Source organism: Peribacillus deserti (assembly GCF_016909175.1).
Taxonomy (GTDB): domain Bacteria; phylum Bacillota; class Bacilli; order Bacillales; family DSM-1321; genus Paraperibacillus; species Paraperibacillus deserti.
Genome location: NZ_JAFBFI010000001.1, coordinates 112,467 through 128,025, shown reverse-complemented (window position 1 = coordinate 128,025; position 15,559 = coordinate 112,467). Strand labels below are relative to the sequence as shown.

Below are 15,559 nucleotides of genomic sequence, written 5' to 3'. Positions count from 1 at the left end.
AGAGATAGGTCCTTCACCAGAGCGTTGAAGGACAAAGTTCAGTATTAGGCTTGTCCCGTATTCTCGCATTTTAGGCGGGATCCCTGGGGCAGGCTTTTTTTGAGTATAAAAAAACAGCTAGAATTCTAGCTGCTTTCCATGGTGTTATGATTGTCTGTTAGAATCTTTCGCCAAACGCTGATATTTAGCAATCTCATCCTCAATATCAAGAAGCTTCATTTGGTACTCTAATTCAAGCTTCTTTTTTTGTCTATTAAGAGAATCGATCTTAGCTTCATAATCCTCAGGGCCTTGATCTTCGGGCGGTGTGTAGCCAAAATCAGAGCTTTTAATTTTGCTCAGGCTCTTCGCTAAAATTTCAACGCCAAGTCCAGCCATATCTTTTGCTTTTTGGTTTGCAAGGATATTAGAACCCACTAGTCCGATCAAATTTTGCATCTTGGATAGAGATGTTCCTGGAATGGCAGATTTTTTCTCCACGAAGTCTTCCAGCTTGCTGTCATCCACTACATAGCTTTTTCCATCCTGAGTGGCTTCAAGCTCTCCAGTGCGGATCCATCTGCGCACGGTTTCCTCAGAAACATTTAACATTTCACTTATCTCTTTTGTGCTTAACATGCTGCGCCTCCTTTTTTGGCAAATCCTTCATACACATAATGTAACACATATGCGTGTGTATGGGCAATGTTTTTGACTTTTTGCGATTGTCAGAGGACGCAAAAAACTCCCCTGCATTCAGGAGAGTGTGATTTCCAGCCAAAAGCTAATATGATTATCTAACTTTGCCTTTACGCTGATCCAGCATTTTTTTAACAATCGGGTATACAACAGGTGCCCATTTAATGGCAGTAGAAATTAATTTTTTCATGAGTTTGACCTCCTTTAATAATACTATGCGTATTCCCTGATTGCCTTATGAACAAACCTGCCTTATTAAGGAAGAGTTAAGTGCATAAGAAAAAGACCGCTGTGGAAGCAGTCCGCAATGAGGTTTATTTATCATTCATTCTTTTTCTCTAGAAGATTAAAGCGAGGCTTTGACTTGCGTGGAATATTGGGGAAATATAGTTTTGGATGAGATTACTTTTTTACTGATAGGTTTTGAACTGTTTTTGAACTGGTTTTGAATTGGTTTTGAACTGGTTCTGAGCTGGATTGACTTTGTTTTTTCAGAGGTTAGGAAGGACTGCTATCGAAGGCTGCGATCCCCTGCTATGAATACTGTTTCACTCAAACGTCTCGCAAGAAGCTGCGAATTCGGAATAATGCATTCTGCCTTCTGCGAGAAACATCCTTTGGTTTAGTTTTTTTCTTAAGTATGCATGTTCCAGTGCTGCCAGACGTTCTTCTATATGCCGATTTTGAAACTTAACTTGTCCAAGCTCTGTTTCAGCTTTCTCAAGCAGGCCGTGAAAGCTTTGCAGCTGTTCAGCCCCAGTTAACGTTTTAACATTCGTCCTGCCCACAAACTTAATTAAATCCGTCAGCAGCTCCTCCACCCGCTTAATTCGGGTCACACACTCCTTACAACCCTCACACCCCATCCTTTCACCTCCTTGGGAAATAATCTGGGAAATGGGGACTGTCCCCACAAGCTTGGAAGCGGTTCCCCTTATATGACGGGTCTGGGTCCTAGGAATCGGACGGTTTCGGCGATGACTTCGGTTACGTAGATTTTTTTGCCTTCTTGGTTGTTGTAGTTGCGGGTTTGGATGCGTCCTGTTACTCCCACGACTGAGCCTTTTTTGCAGAATTGTGTGGTGTTTTCGGCTGTTTTTCTCCAGAGGATGCAGTGGACAAAGTCTGCTTCGAAGTCTCCTTGTGCGTTTTTAAAGTTGCGGTTCACGGCTAATACTACAGTAGATACTGCTTTTCCTTCCGGCGTATATCTAAGCTCAGGATCTTTAGTGAGCCTGCCTACCAATGTTACCTGGTTAATCATCTGTTGCCTCCCTCCTTTCTCTGTTGTATTTTCATCATATAAAAACTGCCTCCTTCTCGTAAAATAGGGCTAATGACTTATTACGCTGTTTTCTGCTTTTAAAATATCTTTTTGGTATAGAGAGAAATCGGTTTTTCAAGGCCTATTTACGTTAAAAATAGCTTTTTTGTTATTTCGAGCTTTTTTTACAAATAAAATTCGACAATATCTTCCTTCTCATTTAAATTTTAGGGCATTATCTTTGTTGTGTTATAATGAATGAAATCAGTCCGCACGAATGCAGCAACTCATACTTTTGATGAAATGGAGGCTAATGATGAAAACCTTTAGATTGATGTCCTTTCAGCTGGTTACTGACGAGCAGGAATTAATTTCAGTGAATTTGGAAGACGGTTTGATTATCAATAAAGAAGATGAACAAAGTCGTTGGCTTATTGAAGCTTTTATTAGTAAAGAATCCTTTGCATCTATTGAAAAAGAATTAAATCCTGAGGGAAAGATTTTCGTCTTGGCCGTTATTTCTAAAGAAGGAAATGACCCTGTTCTGTTTGAAACAACCATATGCTCCGCCGCGGAAGTGGATGGCGGAATTATTCTTCTATTAGAAGGAGTCATTAAAAAAGGCCGAAATAAGTACGCCGAGCTTCTATTAGAGGACCTTATTAATAAAGGACTGCAGGGAGACCAGCTGCTCGATGAATTCAAACACAAAATTCGGTCGAAGCCGATTGCTGCATTAAGAGAATAGTCTTTTTCTGCGATAGCTCATATTTTTTCAATAACCGCTTATTTATTTTTAAAAACGACTCATATTTTTAAAAAAACGGCTCATTTATTTTCGATAACAGCTCATACACTTTTTAAACAGCTTATATATTATTTCTCAACAAAAAAGACGGGAGCGCACCACATGGCTCCTGTCTTTTTTGCATGATCACTTACCTGCTGTCAGGCACATCATCATTTTTTTTCTTCTCATCGTTGTATCTTGTATCAAACGGATCGTCGTTATCTTTGCCCTTATTATCTTTGTTATGATTGTTGTCAGTTGGGTCTGCATCTCCCGGAACCTGTCCGTCATCATCATTTCTGTCATGGTCTCTTATATTGCCATTATCTATATCATTCGTATCGTTTAAATCCACGTCTTCCCTATTCTTATTATTCTGATCGAGGTCTCTATCGTTCACCACACCGTTATTGTTATCTTCAGGGGGCGGGTTTCTGTCATCATTATTATTACAGCCTGCTAAAAGAACGGCCGAAAGTACAGAAACACTAAGAACTGCCATTATTTTTTTAAACATATGTGTACCTCCTTTCACCAAGGTTAAGGACCTTTTTGGTCTTTCCTTATCGTTTCCGGTTGGAATAAAAAATATTAAGCAAAATGCATTAAATAGGTAAATATGCCGAAATAAAAATACAGGAATTTCCAAAAGATATGTAGAATTTAAATTACATGAAACTTTTTCCAGTTTCTCACGTCTATTAGTTGTACATTTACTTTTAAAAGAAAGAGAGGAGCTTAACGTCTAAGATATCTACATAGACTTTACTCTGTTCAAAAATTATATTTCGGGGGAAGATTATGAAAAAATTAGTAAAAAATATGGCTCTCTTCAGTGTTTGCGCCGGACTATTGCTGCCGGGAGCAGCCAGCGCGAGCCTTCAAACGGACTTAAATCAATCAAAAAATGTCCTTTCAGGAAAGTATGATAGCGGTACGCGGCAATTCAAATCCATATCGGATGCCCGCAGCCTTGGATCTGAAAAGGAACAAAAACCTCAATTTAGTGAAGATACCATCATTATTAAATATAAAAATCCTCTATCCAGAACTCAGCACTCCCGCCTAGGCGCAACGATTCTAAAGCAGGATAGCTCTCTTAAATATGTAGTGGTAAAAGTAAAAAATAAAGCAGCACAGGAAAAGGCACTGAAAGCCTACTTGAAAAATGATGCAGTCATTTCTGCCCAGCCATCAGTGCTTTTTCAAAAGTTCGGCAATCCGGACCCGAAAGCGTACAAGCAGTATGTAAATTCCATGCTGCAGATCAACAAGGCACAATCCCTTGCAGGAACCAGGAAGGTTAAGGTAGCCGTCATTGATACAGGGATTGATGTTAAGCATCCTGAGCTGAAAAGTAAAGTCATCAGCAGCGTTAACATATTAAACCCTGCCAACCCAGGGCAGCCTGACAGCCATGGAACACATGTAGCGGGTATTATCGCTGGTGAAAAGAATAACGGAGTCGGCGGCTATGGTATCAATCCTAACGCTGATATTTTGTCCATAGATGTGTTCGGAAGATCTTGGTCGACCAATGATTACACGATAGCTCAAGCCATAGATAAGGCGATCGAGCAGGGAGCTAAAGTGATTAATATGAGCCTCGGTTCATATGCACCTTCTCCTCTGCTCGAGGAAACTGTCCAGAAAGCGATTAGTAAGGGCATTACAATAGTCGCTGCTGCCGGAAATGAAGCATGGGATATGCCGAGCTATCCTGCTTCCTATGAAGGCGTTATTAGCGTTGGCTCCATAAATAGCAAGAAGAGCCTTTCTTCTTATTCTAACTTTGGACCAACTGTTGACATCGTAGCTCCTGGGGAAGAAGTGTATTCTTCCATTTATGAAGCAGAAAAATTGTCCAGCTTCCGAAATATGAGCGGAACGTCCATGGCTTCGCCTGTTGTAGCCGGAGTCGCTTCCCTCGTCCTAGCGAAAAACCCTTCTCTTACACCTGCAGGGGTCGAGTTTATCTTGAAAACGACAGCCCAGGACATGGGAGCAAAAGGTTATGATACAAAATTTGGAAACGGACTTGTGAATCCTGTATCCGCTTTAGCTTATAATGTTAAATCTGTTCCGAAAACTGTAACTAAAACATGGACAGATAAAGAAATTTTAAATGAGGCAGCTTCTGTTGGAACCTCAGAGCCACTTGCTGTTACGAAAGCTTTCACTCAGCCTGCCGAACAGCATTGGATTCAATTTAAAGTAAAAGAAGGAGAGTATATTCAGACTGCCCTAAAAACCGCGGCTCAATATGACCATAAGCTGACAGTCAAATTTTTCGGAACCAACCAGTCACAAACCCTTATGCTTGATTCTGTTCGGGATGGCAAAAGTGAGGCTAAACTCATTAAAGCACCGTTTACAGGTACCATGGCGATCGGCGTAAAAGATGTAAATGGCAATTATGACAGCTCTTCAGCCAAGAAAAATCATTATACGCTGCAGGTTTCAAAATCAGACGCACTTCCTGAGGATGCATCCACACTGACTAATATGACTGCCATCACTTCAGTGCCATTCAGCAATTCAGATCATACGTTTGCCGGAGCAGACAAAATCGATCATGATTATTTCACCTTCAAGGCTGACGGCGAAAATCTGTTCAACCTTAAGGTTTCTGGAGTGGCCGGAGTAAACAGCTCTATCAATGTGTATCGTGAAGATTCCCTTTTTCCTCCCCAAGAACCCGGAGAGCCAGTTATGAATGATGAAGAAAAATTGCAGATGCTGAAGGAAATGCTGGAAGGCGAAAATGGAATGCCTGGTGACTTTACCAGCAACAGAGGCGGAGCTGGTGAAGGAGAATCTCTATATTTCAAAGGCGAAAAAGATATGAAATACATTGTAAAGGTATCTAATAAACCTGAATTAACAGAGGAAAACTTCTTTTTCTTCTTTGGTCCTGTTTTTGAAACCAATCTAGAACCAGAGTCATCTCTGACTCCTTATACGTTAAGCTTATCTTCATCTGAGTTTACTCCTGACGAAGACGGCTACCCGATTCAAGAAGGTGAAGAAGGCGAAGAAGGAGATAGCGATTTAAACGGAGATGGAAGATATGATATGGAAGATGAGATCCTATATTTCGAGAGAAGAATTGAGCAATATAAGGAATCAGCACGTCCATATACATTAGGCCAATCGGCTGCCGGAACGCTGCAAGATCACAATGATTCTGATATATTCACTTTCCAGGCTGAAAAATCGGGGATATACAAATTTAATATTCCAAAGGTAAATGGCCAGTCTTTCTTAGTCGAAATCATGCGGTTAACGACCGAGAAGCTGGAGGATGGAAAAGTCATTCCAACTTTCGCCTATGTGGGTGATAATTTAAACTGGAGCGGCATGGGAAGTTTGAACAGCCAGATCACGACCGGGCTAAAAAAAGGTGAAACCTACTTCTTGCAGGTCAGCCCAAACTTCTTTGAAAACGACTTTTCTTATCAAAAATACAACATTTCCTCTTCTTACATTTATGCTGATCAATCAGATAAATATGAAGACAATGATCTAATGAAGGATCAGGTGAAAAACCTGCCGGCAGATGGAAAAGTAACAGGTAACTTTGCAATGCCTGGGGATACCGATGCTTTTTACTTCTCCCCTGCTAAAACAGGCGTTTATAGCGTCCTGGCTGAAAACGGAACAGTCAATCCTGCACTGCAGGCTAAGCTGCCAAAGGAATTGTTTAATAAGGTTTACAAAATACCAGTTATTATTGAAGACGTGAACCGCAACAGAAAATATGACAGCGCTGACTATGAGAACTATTCCATCATCGATTCAGGTGCCGATTCAGGAACCACTTATGGTTCCTTTAAGGCAGCAGCTGGTAAGAAATACTTTATCGTGTTAGACCAATATATTGATGGAGGCACATTAAGCCTGGTTCCATACAACCTGACTATTGCCGCAGCCAAAACAGCAGATGAAGATGCAAAATCTGTTATTACAAATAACAAACCTTCTAAACCGATCGCCCTAAAAGCAGTGAATAGCAAAGAGCTTAAAGCCAGCGGCTATTTAAATGCAGGCGTCAAATTCGGTGATGAAGACTGGTATGTGCTTACCCTTAAAAAGGACACTTCTGTAAAAATCGACCTGTCCGCCGGAATTGAATCAGATATGTCGCTGTCTCTATTTCAAAACGGAAAGCTGCTGAATATGGCTGACTATTACCCTGAAGGCGATAATGAGACGCTGGTAAGAACTCTGAAAAAAGGTACTTACCATATCAAAGTCCGTGATTATTTCGGCAATTCATCCGTCAAACCTTATGAGTTGAAGGTAACCCTTAAATAAGCGAAAAAGGGAAGAGGCATATATGCCCCTTCCCTTTTTCGCTTTAGAAAGTAGTAAAGCTGGCCTGCAATGCAGACCAGCTCCTTTTTTGGGAGAATCTATGGCTTACCAGACCATATTTTTTTTCATGTTGAGTAAATGAATTTGCTATTAACCTACACTCCTATAATATCACCAAAGTAGCACTTCTAAACAGTATTTCTGGAAAAATTTTTATAAAAATTTATTCTTGCTTTTCTCCCAATGCGAACGTAATTTCGGCTTCACAAGCCACTTCTCCATCGACTTTAGCAACAGCTTTGCCTTTGCCAATCGGACCGCGAAGACGTACGATTTCTACCTCTAACCTCAGCTGATCGCCAGGTCTCACCTGTTTTTTAAAACGACAGCTATCAATCCCTGCAAAAAAAGCAAGGCGACCGCGATTTTCTTCTTTGATCAGCATAGCAGTAGCTCCCACCTGAGCCAAAGCCTCAACAATCAATACTCCTGGCATAACCGGATAGTCTGGAAAATGGCCATTAAAAAATTCCTCATTTGCCGTCACATTCTTAATCCCAACCGCCCTGACTCCTTCTTCCATCTCTATAATTTTGTCGACCAGCAAAAAAGGATAGCGGTGCGGTATGATTTCTTTAATTTGCGACACATCAAGCATGGTATAACCTCCAACGGTTTTCATTTTCTCTATCTTAACATGAATAAAGAAAAAACTAAAAGCTGGTTTTAGGACTAAGTACTAACTTTAGTGGATTTGTGTTGGATGATGCTTAATTTGAATAGTATTTAAGGTCGTTCGGGTAAGAAAAATTGGTTTTCCAAAAATGTTAATTATGTAGTAGGTCTTTATTTAATCGGGGCTTACTTCCGGTTTATGGCTGGGAGCCAATAAGGATTTACATCTGGACCCTGCCAGCCGCCAATTTGCAGTTTATGGGGTTATTTACGTGGCTAGCTTAAACATTTATGTGCATCCTTATGTGCTAACTTCCAGGAATTAATATCGGAGAGTCAAAAAGGGTTTTACATTCGGACTCTGTCAGCCTCCATCTTGCCGTTTATGAGGTGAAATTATAATTTATGATTTTAGATATATAAGAAAAAAACCGTCCTATTAATTTATGAGATAAACAGGACGGTGTTTAAAGACTGATTTTTATTTTTCTAATAGCTCCGGTATTGTAACAAATTGATATCCCTGTGCACGTAAGTTATCAATCATTTTAGGCAGCGCCTCTATCATTCCATCTAATTTACGAGCATCTTTAAAGTTATGTAATAAAACAATTCCGCCTGGTACGGCTCTTGCATTAACCCTTGATAAAATGACATTTGCCGAAGCACCACTCCAGTCATAGGAATCAATCGTCCATGAAATGGATTGATATCCTAAATTATTTAGGGTATCAATCTGATTATCATTGATTGCCCCGTATGGCGGTCTGAAAAAGTTTGTCTTAACTCCTGTAACTTTTTCAATCTCGTCGGTAGTGGACTGTACGGTTTGAATTAACTGTGAATCCGTTAAAGATGTAATATTAGGATGATACCATGTATGGTTGCCAATGGCATGGCCTTCTGAATTAATCCGTTTTAGCAAGTCAGGATATGCCTTTACTTGCTGTCCCATCGCAAAGAAGGTTGCCTTTATATTTTTGGATTTTAATATATTTAAGATTTGAGGGGTATAAACGTCCTCTGGTCCATCATCGAAGGTAAGGGCGATAACTTTTTTGCTGCTGGGGCCCATATAGATCATACCTGAGTAAGATTTGTCCGGAACATTTAAAATCTGGCCTGGATAAATTCTATTCGGATCTGTTATTTGCAGGTTTGCCTCTTTGAGATGTGATGCAGAAATTCCTAATTTAACAGAAATTTTATAAAAGGTATCCCCCGAAGCCACTTTGTATATGCTTGCTTCTGGAATATCCAATTTTTGTCCCACACCTACCAACGTAGAAGTCAACTTATTATGATTTACCAGCTTTTCGACAGTCATACGATTTTTTGATGCAATTTTCCAGAGAGTATCCCCGGATTGTACAGTATAAGGTGCTGCTTGTGCAAAGTTTCCAACTGAAAGAAGAAAGATTAGTAGTACAGCAAAAAAGCTGAAAGCTTTTTTTTTCATCGTGTCACATCCTCTTATTTATTAACTCTATAATTATAAAGTTTTTCTTGCGACGTGCTATCCTGAAAAAATTGGTAAAAGACCAGAAGATATAGAAGATATGCGACCGGAATTTAATAAAATCGTTTCTGTTTATGCATCAAATCAAAAATCGCCAAATAAAAAAGAGAGGTTATCCCTCTCTTACTGTGCGTCTTTATTCACCAGTTCCCCAATATGGGTCCAGGTTGTTTTTTTAAATACATCGCCAGGGCTGCCGTCACCCAGCATGCTGTAGCCTACTAAAGCTCCTGCAATAGTGGAGACTGCGATTAACGCTATTATGATAATAAGACGGAGCCATATCGGGATGAGGCGGACCCTGATCTTTCGGCCTGATTGGGGTTTTGTTTCTTTTTTTTCTTTTTCTTTTTTATATTCTTCTCTAGATACGCTCATTGGTTCCATCCTTCTGATGCCTCTCCTTCTTACCCGGCTTTCCGGTCTATTATACCTGTCTGGATCGCTTTTGTTAATCAGGATTGTTTCTTTAATAGGCCTGCGGTTTTTTTAGCCCGGCTCTATTTAGCGGATTCCGTTTACAAGGCCTGCCATTTGATCAGCCATTGTAATGGTACGCGCCTGGAATTGGTAGGATCTCTGGACGTTCATGAGATCGGTCATTTCCTTTGAAAGCTCGACATTGGAGTTCTCTAGAACGCCTTGCTGCATGGAGATTTCTCCTCTTAGTCCGCCTTCTAATCTAGTGAAAACTTCCTCTTCTGTTACGCCGAGAGTATTTAGTCCCTGGGGAAGGGCATATAGATTCGTACCCTTCTGCTCTAAAAATTGGGGCTTTTTTACAGAAATAATACCCAGTTCAAAGGTTTGTACTCCTCTATTTTCTGTGGCCGCTCTCAGCTGTCCATTTTCAGTGAAGGAAATGTTATTGATTTCGCCACCTATCACAATAGGTCTGTCGAACTCATCGAGAACTGCCTGGCCATTGCCTGTTACAAGTGCCATTGAATTTCCGGAGGCATCTGTCGGTGATAAATAAAAGGCACCGTCTCGTGTAAACTGGACCGTATTTTGATCGCCTCTTATTTTAAAGAACTGATCATTCTTTGTCAGGGCCGCATCGAGGTTCCTGTCTGTGGTTTTAAGGCTTCCTTGTGTAAGTACTAAACGTGATTGGCTGATCTTAGCGCCAGTACCCATGCGGATCCCAATAGGCGTAAGCCTGCCTTTTTCTTTATCATCACGGCCCTGGTTTTTGAATTCCTGGGCGAGAAGGTCGTTAAAGTAGGTTTCTTTTCTTTTATACCCGGTTGTTTCTATATTCCCCAGGTTATTGCTTATGATATCCATCTTCTTTTGAAGCTGGCTTAGTGTATTCGTTGCCGTAAACATTACTCTATTCATTTGCTTTTTCTCCCCTCATGCACAGGGCATGCTGCAATTCTCAAAGTCGGCCGGAAGCAGTTTTTATAAGCTGAAAAGTAAATGTTAACCGATCCGCCCTATTTCATTCACGGCTTTATCCATGCTTTTATCATATGCCTGCAGAACTTTCTGGTTTGCTTCAAAAGCACGGTAGGCTGTCAGCATATCGGTCATCGTCCTAGATGCATCAACATTGGATTGCTCAATAAAGCCCTGCTGCAGTTTGAATGGAACATTTTCCATTTCATATGCACTCTGGATATTTTGGCCGCCCTCTGCCCTGAACAGGCCGTCTCCTTCTTTTACAAGCCCATAAGGATCATCCGTATACATAATACCAAGCCTTGAAACTCTCTGGTCATTCTCTTGAATAACGCCATCTTCACCTACTGTAAAATTTTCACTTTGCAGCTGAATCCGGTTCCCGGTATCATCGAGAACATAATTGCCGCCTGGTGCTGTTAAAAAGCCTGCGGCATCAAGTGTAAAATTCCCGTTTCGAGTGTATCTGATTTCCCCATTCGCATTCGAGACTGAAAACAAAGCCGTCCCGGGACGGCCGGTTTCTGGGTTAATCTCTGTTGTCATATCTTGAAGCGCTATATCTGTACTTCTTTGGGTTTCGGTTATATCTCCCTGGCCAAAGTCAGGCATAGCTTCCTGCATATAAACTCCTGTACTCAGATTTCCAATATTCTTGCTGGTTGGAAGGGTGAGCTTATTTTCCACAGGAATGTTCAGGCTTTCTACTCTGTTTAAGAACATTTTAGGGAATGCCCTCATTGAAGATTGGTCAGCCTTGAATCCAGGCGTGCTCGCATTTGATATATTATTCGTCAGCATTTCTGTCCTGCGCTGCTGGGAAAGCATTCCGGACGCCGCTGTATAAAAGCCTCTTAGCATATATTCACCTCATGTAGAATGAGAAATTTTTAAAAACGTTCCAAAGACATAGTTAATTCTATTATAAGGTAATTATCGGCTGCACAGCATGAGTATTTTACCGTAAAATTACGTTTTTTCAGAAGATAAGAGAAAATGGGGGATTTTTTTAGCAGATATAGTTTAACCGTGGATGCTTTGTGGTAAATACCTTAAAAAATAAGGGCCCTGGTTCCGCGCCTTTCCTTAAAAAGAATACCAGGCCCTTATTCATTCAAACTACAAATCTGCGTTTTGGCAGTTTGTCCATATTGTCGAGCATCATTCCTGTACCTATTGCTACACAATCCATAGGATTTTCTGCAACTAATACAGGTACTTTTAATTCTTCAGCCAGCAGCTGATCCATTCCATGAAGCAAGGCTCCTCCGCCGGTTAAGATAACTCCGCGGTCGATGATATCTGCTGATAGTTCAGGCGGTGTGCGTTCAAGCACACTTTTTGCTGCCTGTACGATTAGAGAAACCGATTCTTTTAAAGCACCGCTAATCTCATCTGATCTTACTGTGATCGTTCTTGGAAGTCCGGATACCATATCCCGTCCGCGGATGTCGATTTCTTCCTGGCGTGATCCAGAGAATACAGTCGCTACTTTAAGCTTTATTTCTTCAGAAGTACGTTCACCGATCAATAGTTTGTACTTGCGCTTAATAAAGTTCAAAATTTCCGCGTCAAATTTATCTCCGGCCATTTTAATAGATGAAGATGTTACAATATCACCCATAGAAAGAACGGCAACATCCGTTGTGCCTCCCCCAATATCAACCACCATATTACCGCTAGGCTGGAAAATATCCATTCCCGCACCGATTGCAGCAACCTTTGGCTCTTCTTCAAGGTAAACCTTTTTGCCGCCGCTTTTCTCTGCTGCTTCTTTAATTGCTTTCTGCTCGACACTTGTGATATTCGTCGGGCAGCAAATCAAAATACGGGGCTTAGATAAAAACCCTTTTACATTCAATTTATTTATAAAATGCTTAAGCATCGATTCCGTGATGTCAAAATCAGCAATAACTCCATCCTTCAGCGGACGGATTGCCACTATATTTCCAGGAGTACGCCCTACCATTCTTCTTGCTTCTTCTCCGACCGCAAGAACACGATTCGTGTTTTTATCGATGGCAACTACAGACGGTTCATTCAATACGATCCCTTTACCCTTCACATGTATAAGTACATTGGCAGTCCCAAGATCGATTCCTATATCTCTTGCGAACATTACGCTATAATCCTCCTTAAAACTTACTCGGCTTCTAAATATTTCAAGCACTGTCCTAATTTACTATTTTATCACAACGCACCCTAAAGAAGTAGAAAAGTATCGAATAATTGTGAACATCCTGTAGATTATTAGTAAGTTCTACCCATTCCCTATGGGGACTGTCCCCATTTCCTGGGACCTGAAACTCATTCCCGGCTTACATTCCTGCTGGGGACAGTCCTTATTTCCCAAAACAAAAATGCCGGGCGAAAGCCGGCACTTCTCTTTTACTTTATTTAACGGTCTCTTCTTCAAACTCTGGCTTCTTGTATTTCATTTTGGTTGCTTCTCCGCCTCGAAGGTGACGGATGGATTTATGATAATCCAATATATCTTTCACTTCGTTGGCAAGTTCCGGACTTATTTCTGGAAGTCTCTCTGTAAGATCTTTGTGGACAGTACTTTTGGATACACCAAACTCCTTCGCAATGACGCGAACCGTTTTTCTTGTCTCCACGATATACTTTCCTATCTTGATAGTTCTTTCTTTGATGTAATCGTGCACACCACTCGCCCTCCCTAAATTGAAGTGAGAAGTGTGAAATGAGGTTTCGCTATTTATATAAACTAGTGGTTTCCCTAAAAGCAAGTGAATGTATCTTCAGCTAAATACACGGGTGGCGGGCGACTTCTCACCTCAGGACCTCTCTGCTCATAAGTTTTGTAAGGTTTGTAACAGTTTATTAGCTTGGTTTAAGATATATGCACGAATTACGCAATAGGGACAAGCTTAAGATAAAGTTTTTTTAAAAATCAGAATTTTATACGAGCTTATTTCCCTGGAAATTTGTCGAAAAATATACAGAGGCAACAAAAAGAATTTGGTTCATCTGTGCAGAATCAAAAAGGAAATACATCTCTAAAGGATAATCAAATGAAACTGGCAATAAGCATCGTATCCATACCTCATAGTTTGTTTAATTTTTTTACGCTATTTAACCTTATGATTATCCTAATTATTGCTTTATTCCGAAGAGGCTGAGGGAGCCAGTCTAGGGGGAATGGTTATAGGATTAGGAATATTCCTATTCTTACATTAGGATTAACAGCCCTATTTATTATTTACTTATCAAGCCGAAAACAGATGTCTACTATTTCTTTCATCTTTTCCATACACCAGGCAGCTGCAATAGAGCTTTAGCTGCTGTTTCGATCCGTAACGCACAAAAACCCGCCTTTCTCGGCGGGTTTTCGTTCAGTTGTTTTATTCAAACGGGAAAGTTTGACGTTTTAATTGTTTTTAGTTTGTGAATCAGTTGTATTTTCTTCTGATTTTTCTTCAGCAGGAGTGCCTTTGTCTTCGGATTTTTGAGACTGGCTCTCTTCTTTCGCTTGAGAATCTTCAGTAACGTTTTCTTCTTGTGTACCTTCAGCATCTGCCTGGTCTTCTTCTGTGATCTTTTCTGACTCATCAGGAGCTACATTTGTTTCCTGAAGATCAGCAAGAGATTTTTCGAAAAAGCTTTTTGGATTTACTGCTACATCGTCTTTACGAATTTCAAAGTGTACATGTGTGCCAGCTTCTTCATTTAACAAGCTTTGTCCAGCCTTGGCAATAGCCTGTCCTTTAGAAACTTCGTCTCCAACCGCAACTTTTATACCCTGTACGGAGGAATAACGTGTCACAATTCCTTTACTGTGCTCAACTTCAACAACATTTCCAAGAACGGAGTCTTCTTCGACTCTAGTGACTTTGCCGCTTAATGAAGCAATTACGTTAAAATCCTTGCCATCTTTCATGGCAAAATCCATACCTTTATTTTGCTGATACGTATTGTTGTAGAATACAAGTGCTGCTTCCTGCTGTTCTTTAGAAGCCTTTTCATCGTAGAAGTCTTTTTTCACTACTGAATTGTCCTGGTCTTTAACCGGCATGGAGAAATTCTCTAGGCTGCGGTTTGCTTCCACTGCAGGCTGTTTGTCATTTTTGCCAAGCTCGGCTGATTTTTGATCGTCCGGGTTAGCTGAATTGCTGCCTGCATTTTGATACCACAATGCTGCTGATAAAACGATTGCTGCAACTAAGATGTAGATGGCTGGAAGTGCCCAACGCTTCTTTATAATACGTTGGAAATTTGATTTTTGAGAAGTCCGTTTCTTTTCTTCCTCTCTCATGTTTATCACCTCATCAGCCATTTTGAACAGAAATCAGAAAATATATACATCTTGGTAAAATAAATTTTTTTCCACTTAGTTTTAATCTAAGACAAATGAATTATGCATTGTTTTTTTCTCTGGTACAATAAGAGATGGAAATGAAGCGGCAGTAGATGCCGCAGACTGTGTGTGCGCCTGCAGGGAACCGTGTTCCCGCTTCGCACTTTAAAAACCTTCTATGTAAAGAAAAGAGGATCAATGTGAATAAAATAGTTAAATCCGTGATAACCGTTTTGCCTTTTATATATATGGGGCTGATTTGGTTTATGTCCAGCAATCCTGATGACATGGTCGTCGAATTAAATTCATCTAAAGTGGATAGTTACTTTAAAGAGTCCCTGCATTTGATTGAATTTGCGATTTTATACGTTTTATTAGCAGCTGCGCTGAAAGTAAATGGGAAACTAACTCCAGCCCTCAATATAGCTGCTGCTGTGGCAGCATGCCTATATGGCGTCCTTGATGAAATTCATCAGTCCTTTATACCATCAAGGAGCTCTTCTCTAATAGATGTAGTCAAAGATATCACCGGCGTTGCCGCCGCCTATTGGATTCTAAAAAGACGTAAAAAAGCCTGAGCGCATAATATTA

15 protein-coding genes are annotated in these 15,559 nt (G+C 40.5%); 3 read left to right on the top strand and 12 right to left on the bottom strand.

Going from position 1 to position 15,559, the window contains the following annotated elements; all coding sequences use genetic code 11:
- Positions 1-144: 144 nt before the first annotated feature.
- The 3 genes from JOC77_RS00600 to ssb form a co-directional block, all read right to left on the bottom strand.
- Positions 145-642 carry a helix-turn-helix domain-containing protein gene (locus JOC77_RS00600; protein ID WP_377336406.1) on the bottom strand — a complete coding sequence of 166 codons (498 nt, stop codon included), beginning with the start codon at positions 640-642 and terminating at the stop codon, positions 145-147.
- Between the two features lie 584 nt (positions 643-1,226).
- A complete protein-coding gene (locus JOC77_RS00595) occupies positions 1,227-1,544 on the bottom strand; it encodes a hypothetical protein (protein ID WP_204537406.1) in 318 nt (105 codons plus the stop codon).
- Between the two features lie 68 nt (positions 1,545-1,612).
- The gene (gene ssb, locus JOC77_RS00590; protein ID WP_204537405.1) at positions 1,613-1,942 is read right to left on the bottom strand and encodes a single-stranded DNA-binding protein; all 330 of its coding nucleotides are present in this window, start codon (positions 1,940-1,942) and stop codon (positions 1,613-1,615) included.
- Between the two features lie 316 nt (positions 1,943-2,258).
- On the opposite strand from ssb, the gene JOC77_RS00585 reads away from it, so the two are divergent.
- Positions 2,259-2,690 carry a YwpF family protein gene (locus tag JOC77_RS00585; RefSeq protein ID WP_204537404.1) on the top strand — a complete coding sequence of 144 codons (432 nt, stop codon included), beginning with the start codon at positions 2,259-2,261 and terminating at the stop codon, positions 2,688-2,690.
- Between the two features lie 190 nt (positions 2,691-2,880).
- Here JOC77_RS00585 and JOC77_RS00580 read toward each other — a convergent pair whose 3' ends face one another.
- A complete protein-coding gene (locus JOC77_RS00580; RefSeq protein ID WP_204537403.1) occupies positions 2,881-3,249 on the bottom strand; it encodes a hypothetical protein in 369 nt (122 codons plus the stop codon).
- 284 nt (positions 3,250-3,533) lie between these two features.
- Here JOC77_RS00580 and JOC77_RS00575 point away from each other — a divergent pair, with 284 nt between their 5' ends.
- The gene (locus JOC77_RS00575) at positions 3,534-7,049 is read left to right on the top strand and encodes a S8 family serine peptidase (protein ID WP_204537402.1); all 3,516 of its coding nucleotides are present in this window, start codon (positions 3,534-3,536) and stop codon (positions 7,047-7,049) included.
- Positions 7,050-7,272: 223 nt separating this feature from the next.
- Here the strand turns inward: JOC77_RS00575 and fabZ are convergent, their stop codons facing one another.
- The 8 genes from fabZ to JOC77_RS00535 form a co-directional block, all read right to left on the bottom strand.
- Positions 7,273-7,707, bottom strand: coding sequence for a 3-hydroxyacyl-ACP dehydratase FabZ (gene fabZ, locus JOC77_RS00570; protein WP_204537401.1), 435 nt, complete (start codon positions 7,705-7,707; stop codon positions 7,273-7,275).
- A gap of 498 nt (positions 7,708-8,205) precedes the next feature.
- Positions 8,206-9,183, bottom strand: a complete 978-nt coding sequence (locus JOC77_RS00565; RefSeq protein WP_204537400.1) for a polysaccharide deacetylase family protein — start codon at positions 9,181-9,183, stop codon at positions 8,206-8,208.
- Between the two features lie 183 nt (positions 9,184-9,366).
- Positions 9,367-9,621: a DNA-directed RNA polymerase subunit beta gene (locus JOC77_RS00560; RefSeq protein WP_239558511.1), complete on the bottom strand. Its 255-nt coding sequence runs from the start codon at positions 9,619-9,621 to the stop codon at positions 9,367-9,369.
- Positions 9,622-9,747: 126 nt separating this feature from the next.
- On the bottom strand, positions 9,748-10,587 hold the full coding sequence (locus tag JOC77_RS00555; protein ID WP_204537398.1) for a flagellar hook-basal body protein: 840 nt from the start codon (positions 10,585-10,587) through the stop codon (positions 9,748-9,750).
- A gap of 84 nt (positions 10,588-10,671) precedes the next feature.
- Entirely contained in the window at positions 10,672-11,511 is an 840-nt protein-coding gene (locus tag JOC77_RS00550) for a flagellar hook-basal body protein (RefSeq protein ID WP_204537397.1), read from the bottom strand.
- A gap of 253 nt (positions 11,512-11,764) precedes the next feature.
- Positions 11,765-12,769 carry a rod shape-determining protein gene (mreB, locus tag JOC77_RS00545; protein ID WP_204537396.1) on the bottom strand — a complete coding sequence of 335 codons (1,005 nt, stop codon included), beginning with the start codon at positions 12,767-12,769 and terminating at the stop codon, positions 11,765-11,767.
- 274 nt (positions 12,770-13,043) lie between these two features.
- On the bottom strand, positions 13,044-13,316 hold the full coding sequence (spoIIID, locus tag JOC77_RS00540) for a sporulation transcriptional regulator SpoIIID (RefSeq protein ID WP_204537395.1): 273 nt from the start codon (positions 13,314-13,316) through the stop codon (positions 13,044-13,046).
- A 725-nt stretch (positions 13,317-14,041) separates the two neighbouring features.
- Entirely contained in the window at positions 14,042-14,926 is an 885-nt protein-coding gene (locus JOC77_RS00535; RefSeq protein WP_204537394.1) for a stage II sporulation protein SpoIIQ, read from the bottom strand.
- Between the two features lie 242 nt (positions 14,927-15,168).
- Between JOC77_RS00535 and JOC77_RS00530 the strand changes: the two genes are divergently transcribed.
- Positions 15,169-15,546 carry a VanZ family protein gene (locus JOC77_RS00530; protein ID WP_338047162.1) on the top strand — a complete coding sequence of 126 codons (378 nt, stop codon included), beginning with the start codon at positions 15,169-15,171 and terminating at the stop codon, positions 15,544-15,546.
- The last annotated feature ends 13 nt before the right edge of the window (positions 15,547-15,559 follow it).

Excerpts from the sequence above, each read along its gene's own strand:
- JOC77_RS00595 (WP_204537406.1), bottom strand. The coding sequence starts at position 1,544 with ATGGGGTGTGAGGGTTGTAAGGAGTGTGTGACCCGAATTAAGCGGGTG.
- ssb (WP_204537405.1), bottom strand. The coding sequence starts at position 1,942 with ATGATTAACCAGGTAACATTGGTAGGCAGGCTCACTAAAGATCCTGAG.
- JOC77_RS00585 (WP_204537404.1), top strand. The coding sequence starts at position 2,259 with ATGAAAACCTTTAGATTGATGTCCTTTCAGCTGGTTACTGACGAGCAG.
- JOC77_RS00580 (WP_204537403.1), bottom strand. The coding sequence starts at position 3,249 with ATGTTTAAAAAAATAATGGCAGTTCTTAGTGTTTCTGTACTTTCGGCC.
- JOC77_RS00575 (WP_204537402.1), top strand. The coding sequence starts at position 3,534 with ATGAAAAAATTAGTAAAAAATATGGCTCTCTTCAGTGTTTGCGCCGGA.
- fabZ (WP_204537401.1), bottom strand. The coding sequence starts at position 7,707 with ATGCTTGATGTGTCGCAAATTAAAGAAATCATACCGCACCGCTATCCT.
- JOC77_RS00565 (WP_204537400.1), bottom strand. The coding sequence starts at position 9,183 with ATGAAAAAAAAAGCTTTCAGCTTTTTTGCTGTACTACTAATCTTTCTT.
- JOC77_RS00560 (WP_239558511.1), bottom strand. The coding sequence starts at position 9,621 with ATGAGCGTATCTAGAGAAGAATATAAAAAAGAAAAAGAAAAAAAAGAA.
- JOC77_RS00555 (WP_204537398.1), bottom strand. The coding sequence starts at position 10,587 with ATGAATAGAGTAATGTTTACGGCAACGAATACACTAAGCCAGCTTCAA.
- JOC77_RS00550 (WP_204537397.1), bottom strand. The coding sequence starts at position 11,511 with ATGCTAAGAGGCTTTTATACAGCGGCGTCCGGAATGCTTTCCCAGCAG.
- mreB (WP_204537396.1), bottom strand. The coding sequence starts at position 12,769 with ATGTTCGCAAGAGATATAGGAATCGATCTTGGGACTGCCAATGTACTT.
- JOC77_RS00535 (WP_204537394.1), bottom strand. The coding sequence starts at position 14,926 with ATGAGAGAGGAAGAAAAGAAACGGACTTCTCAAAAATCAAATTTCCAA.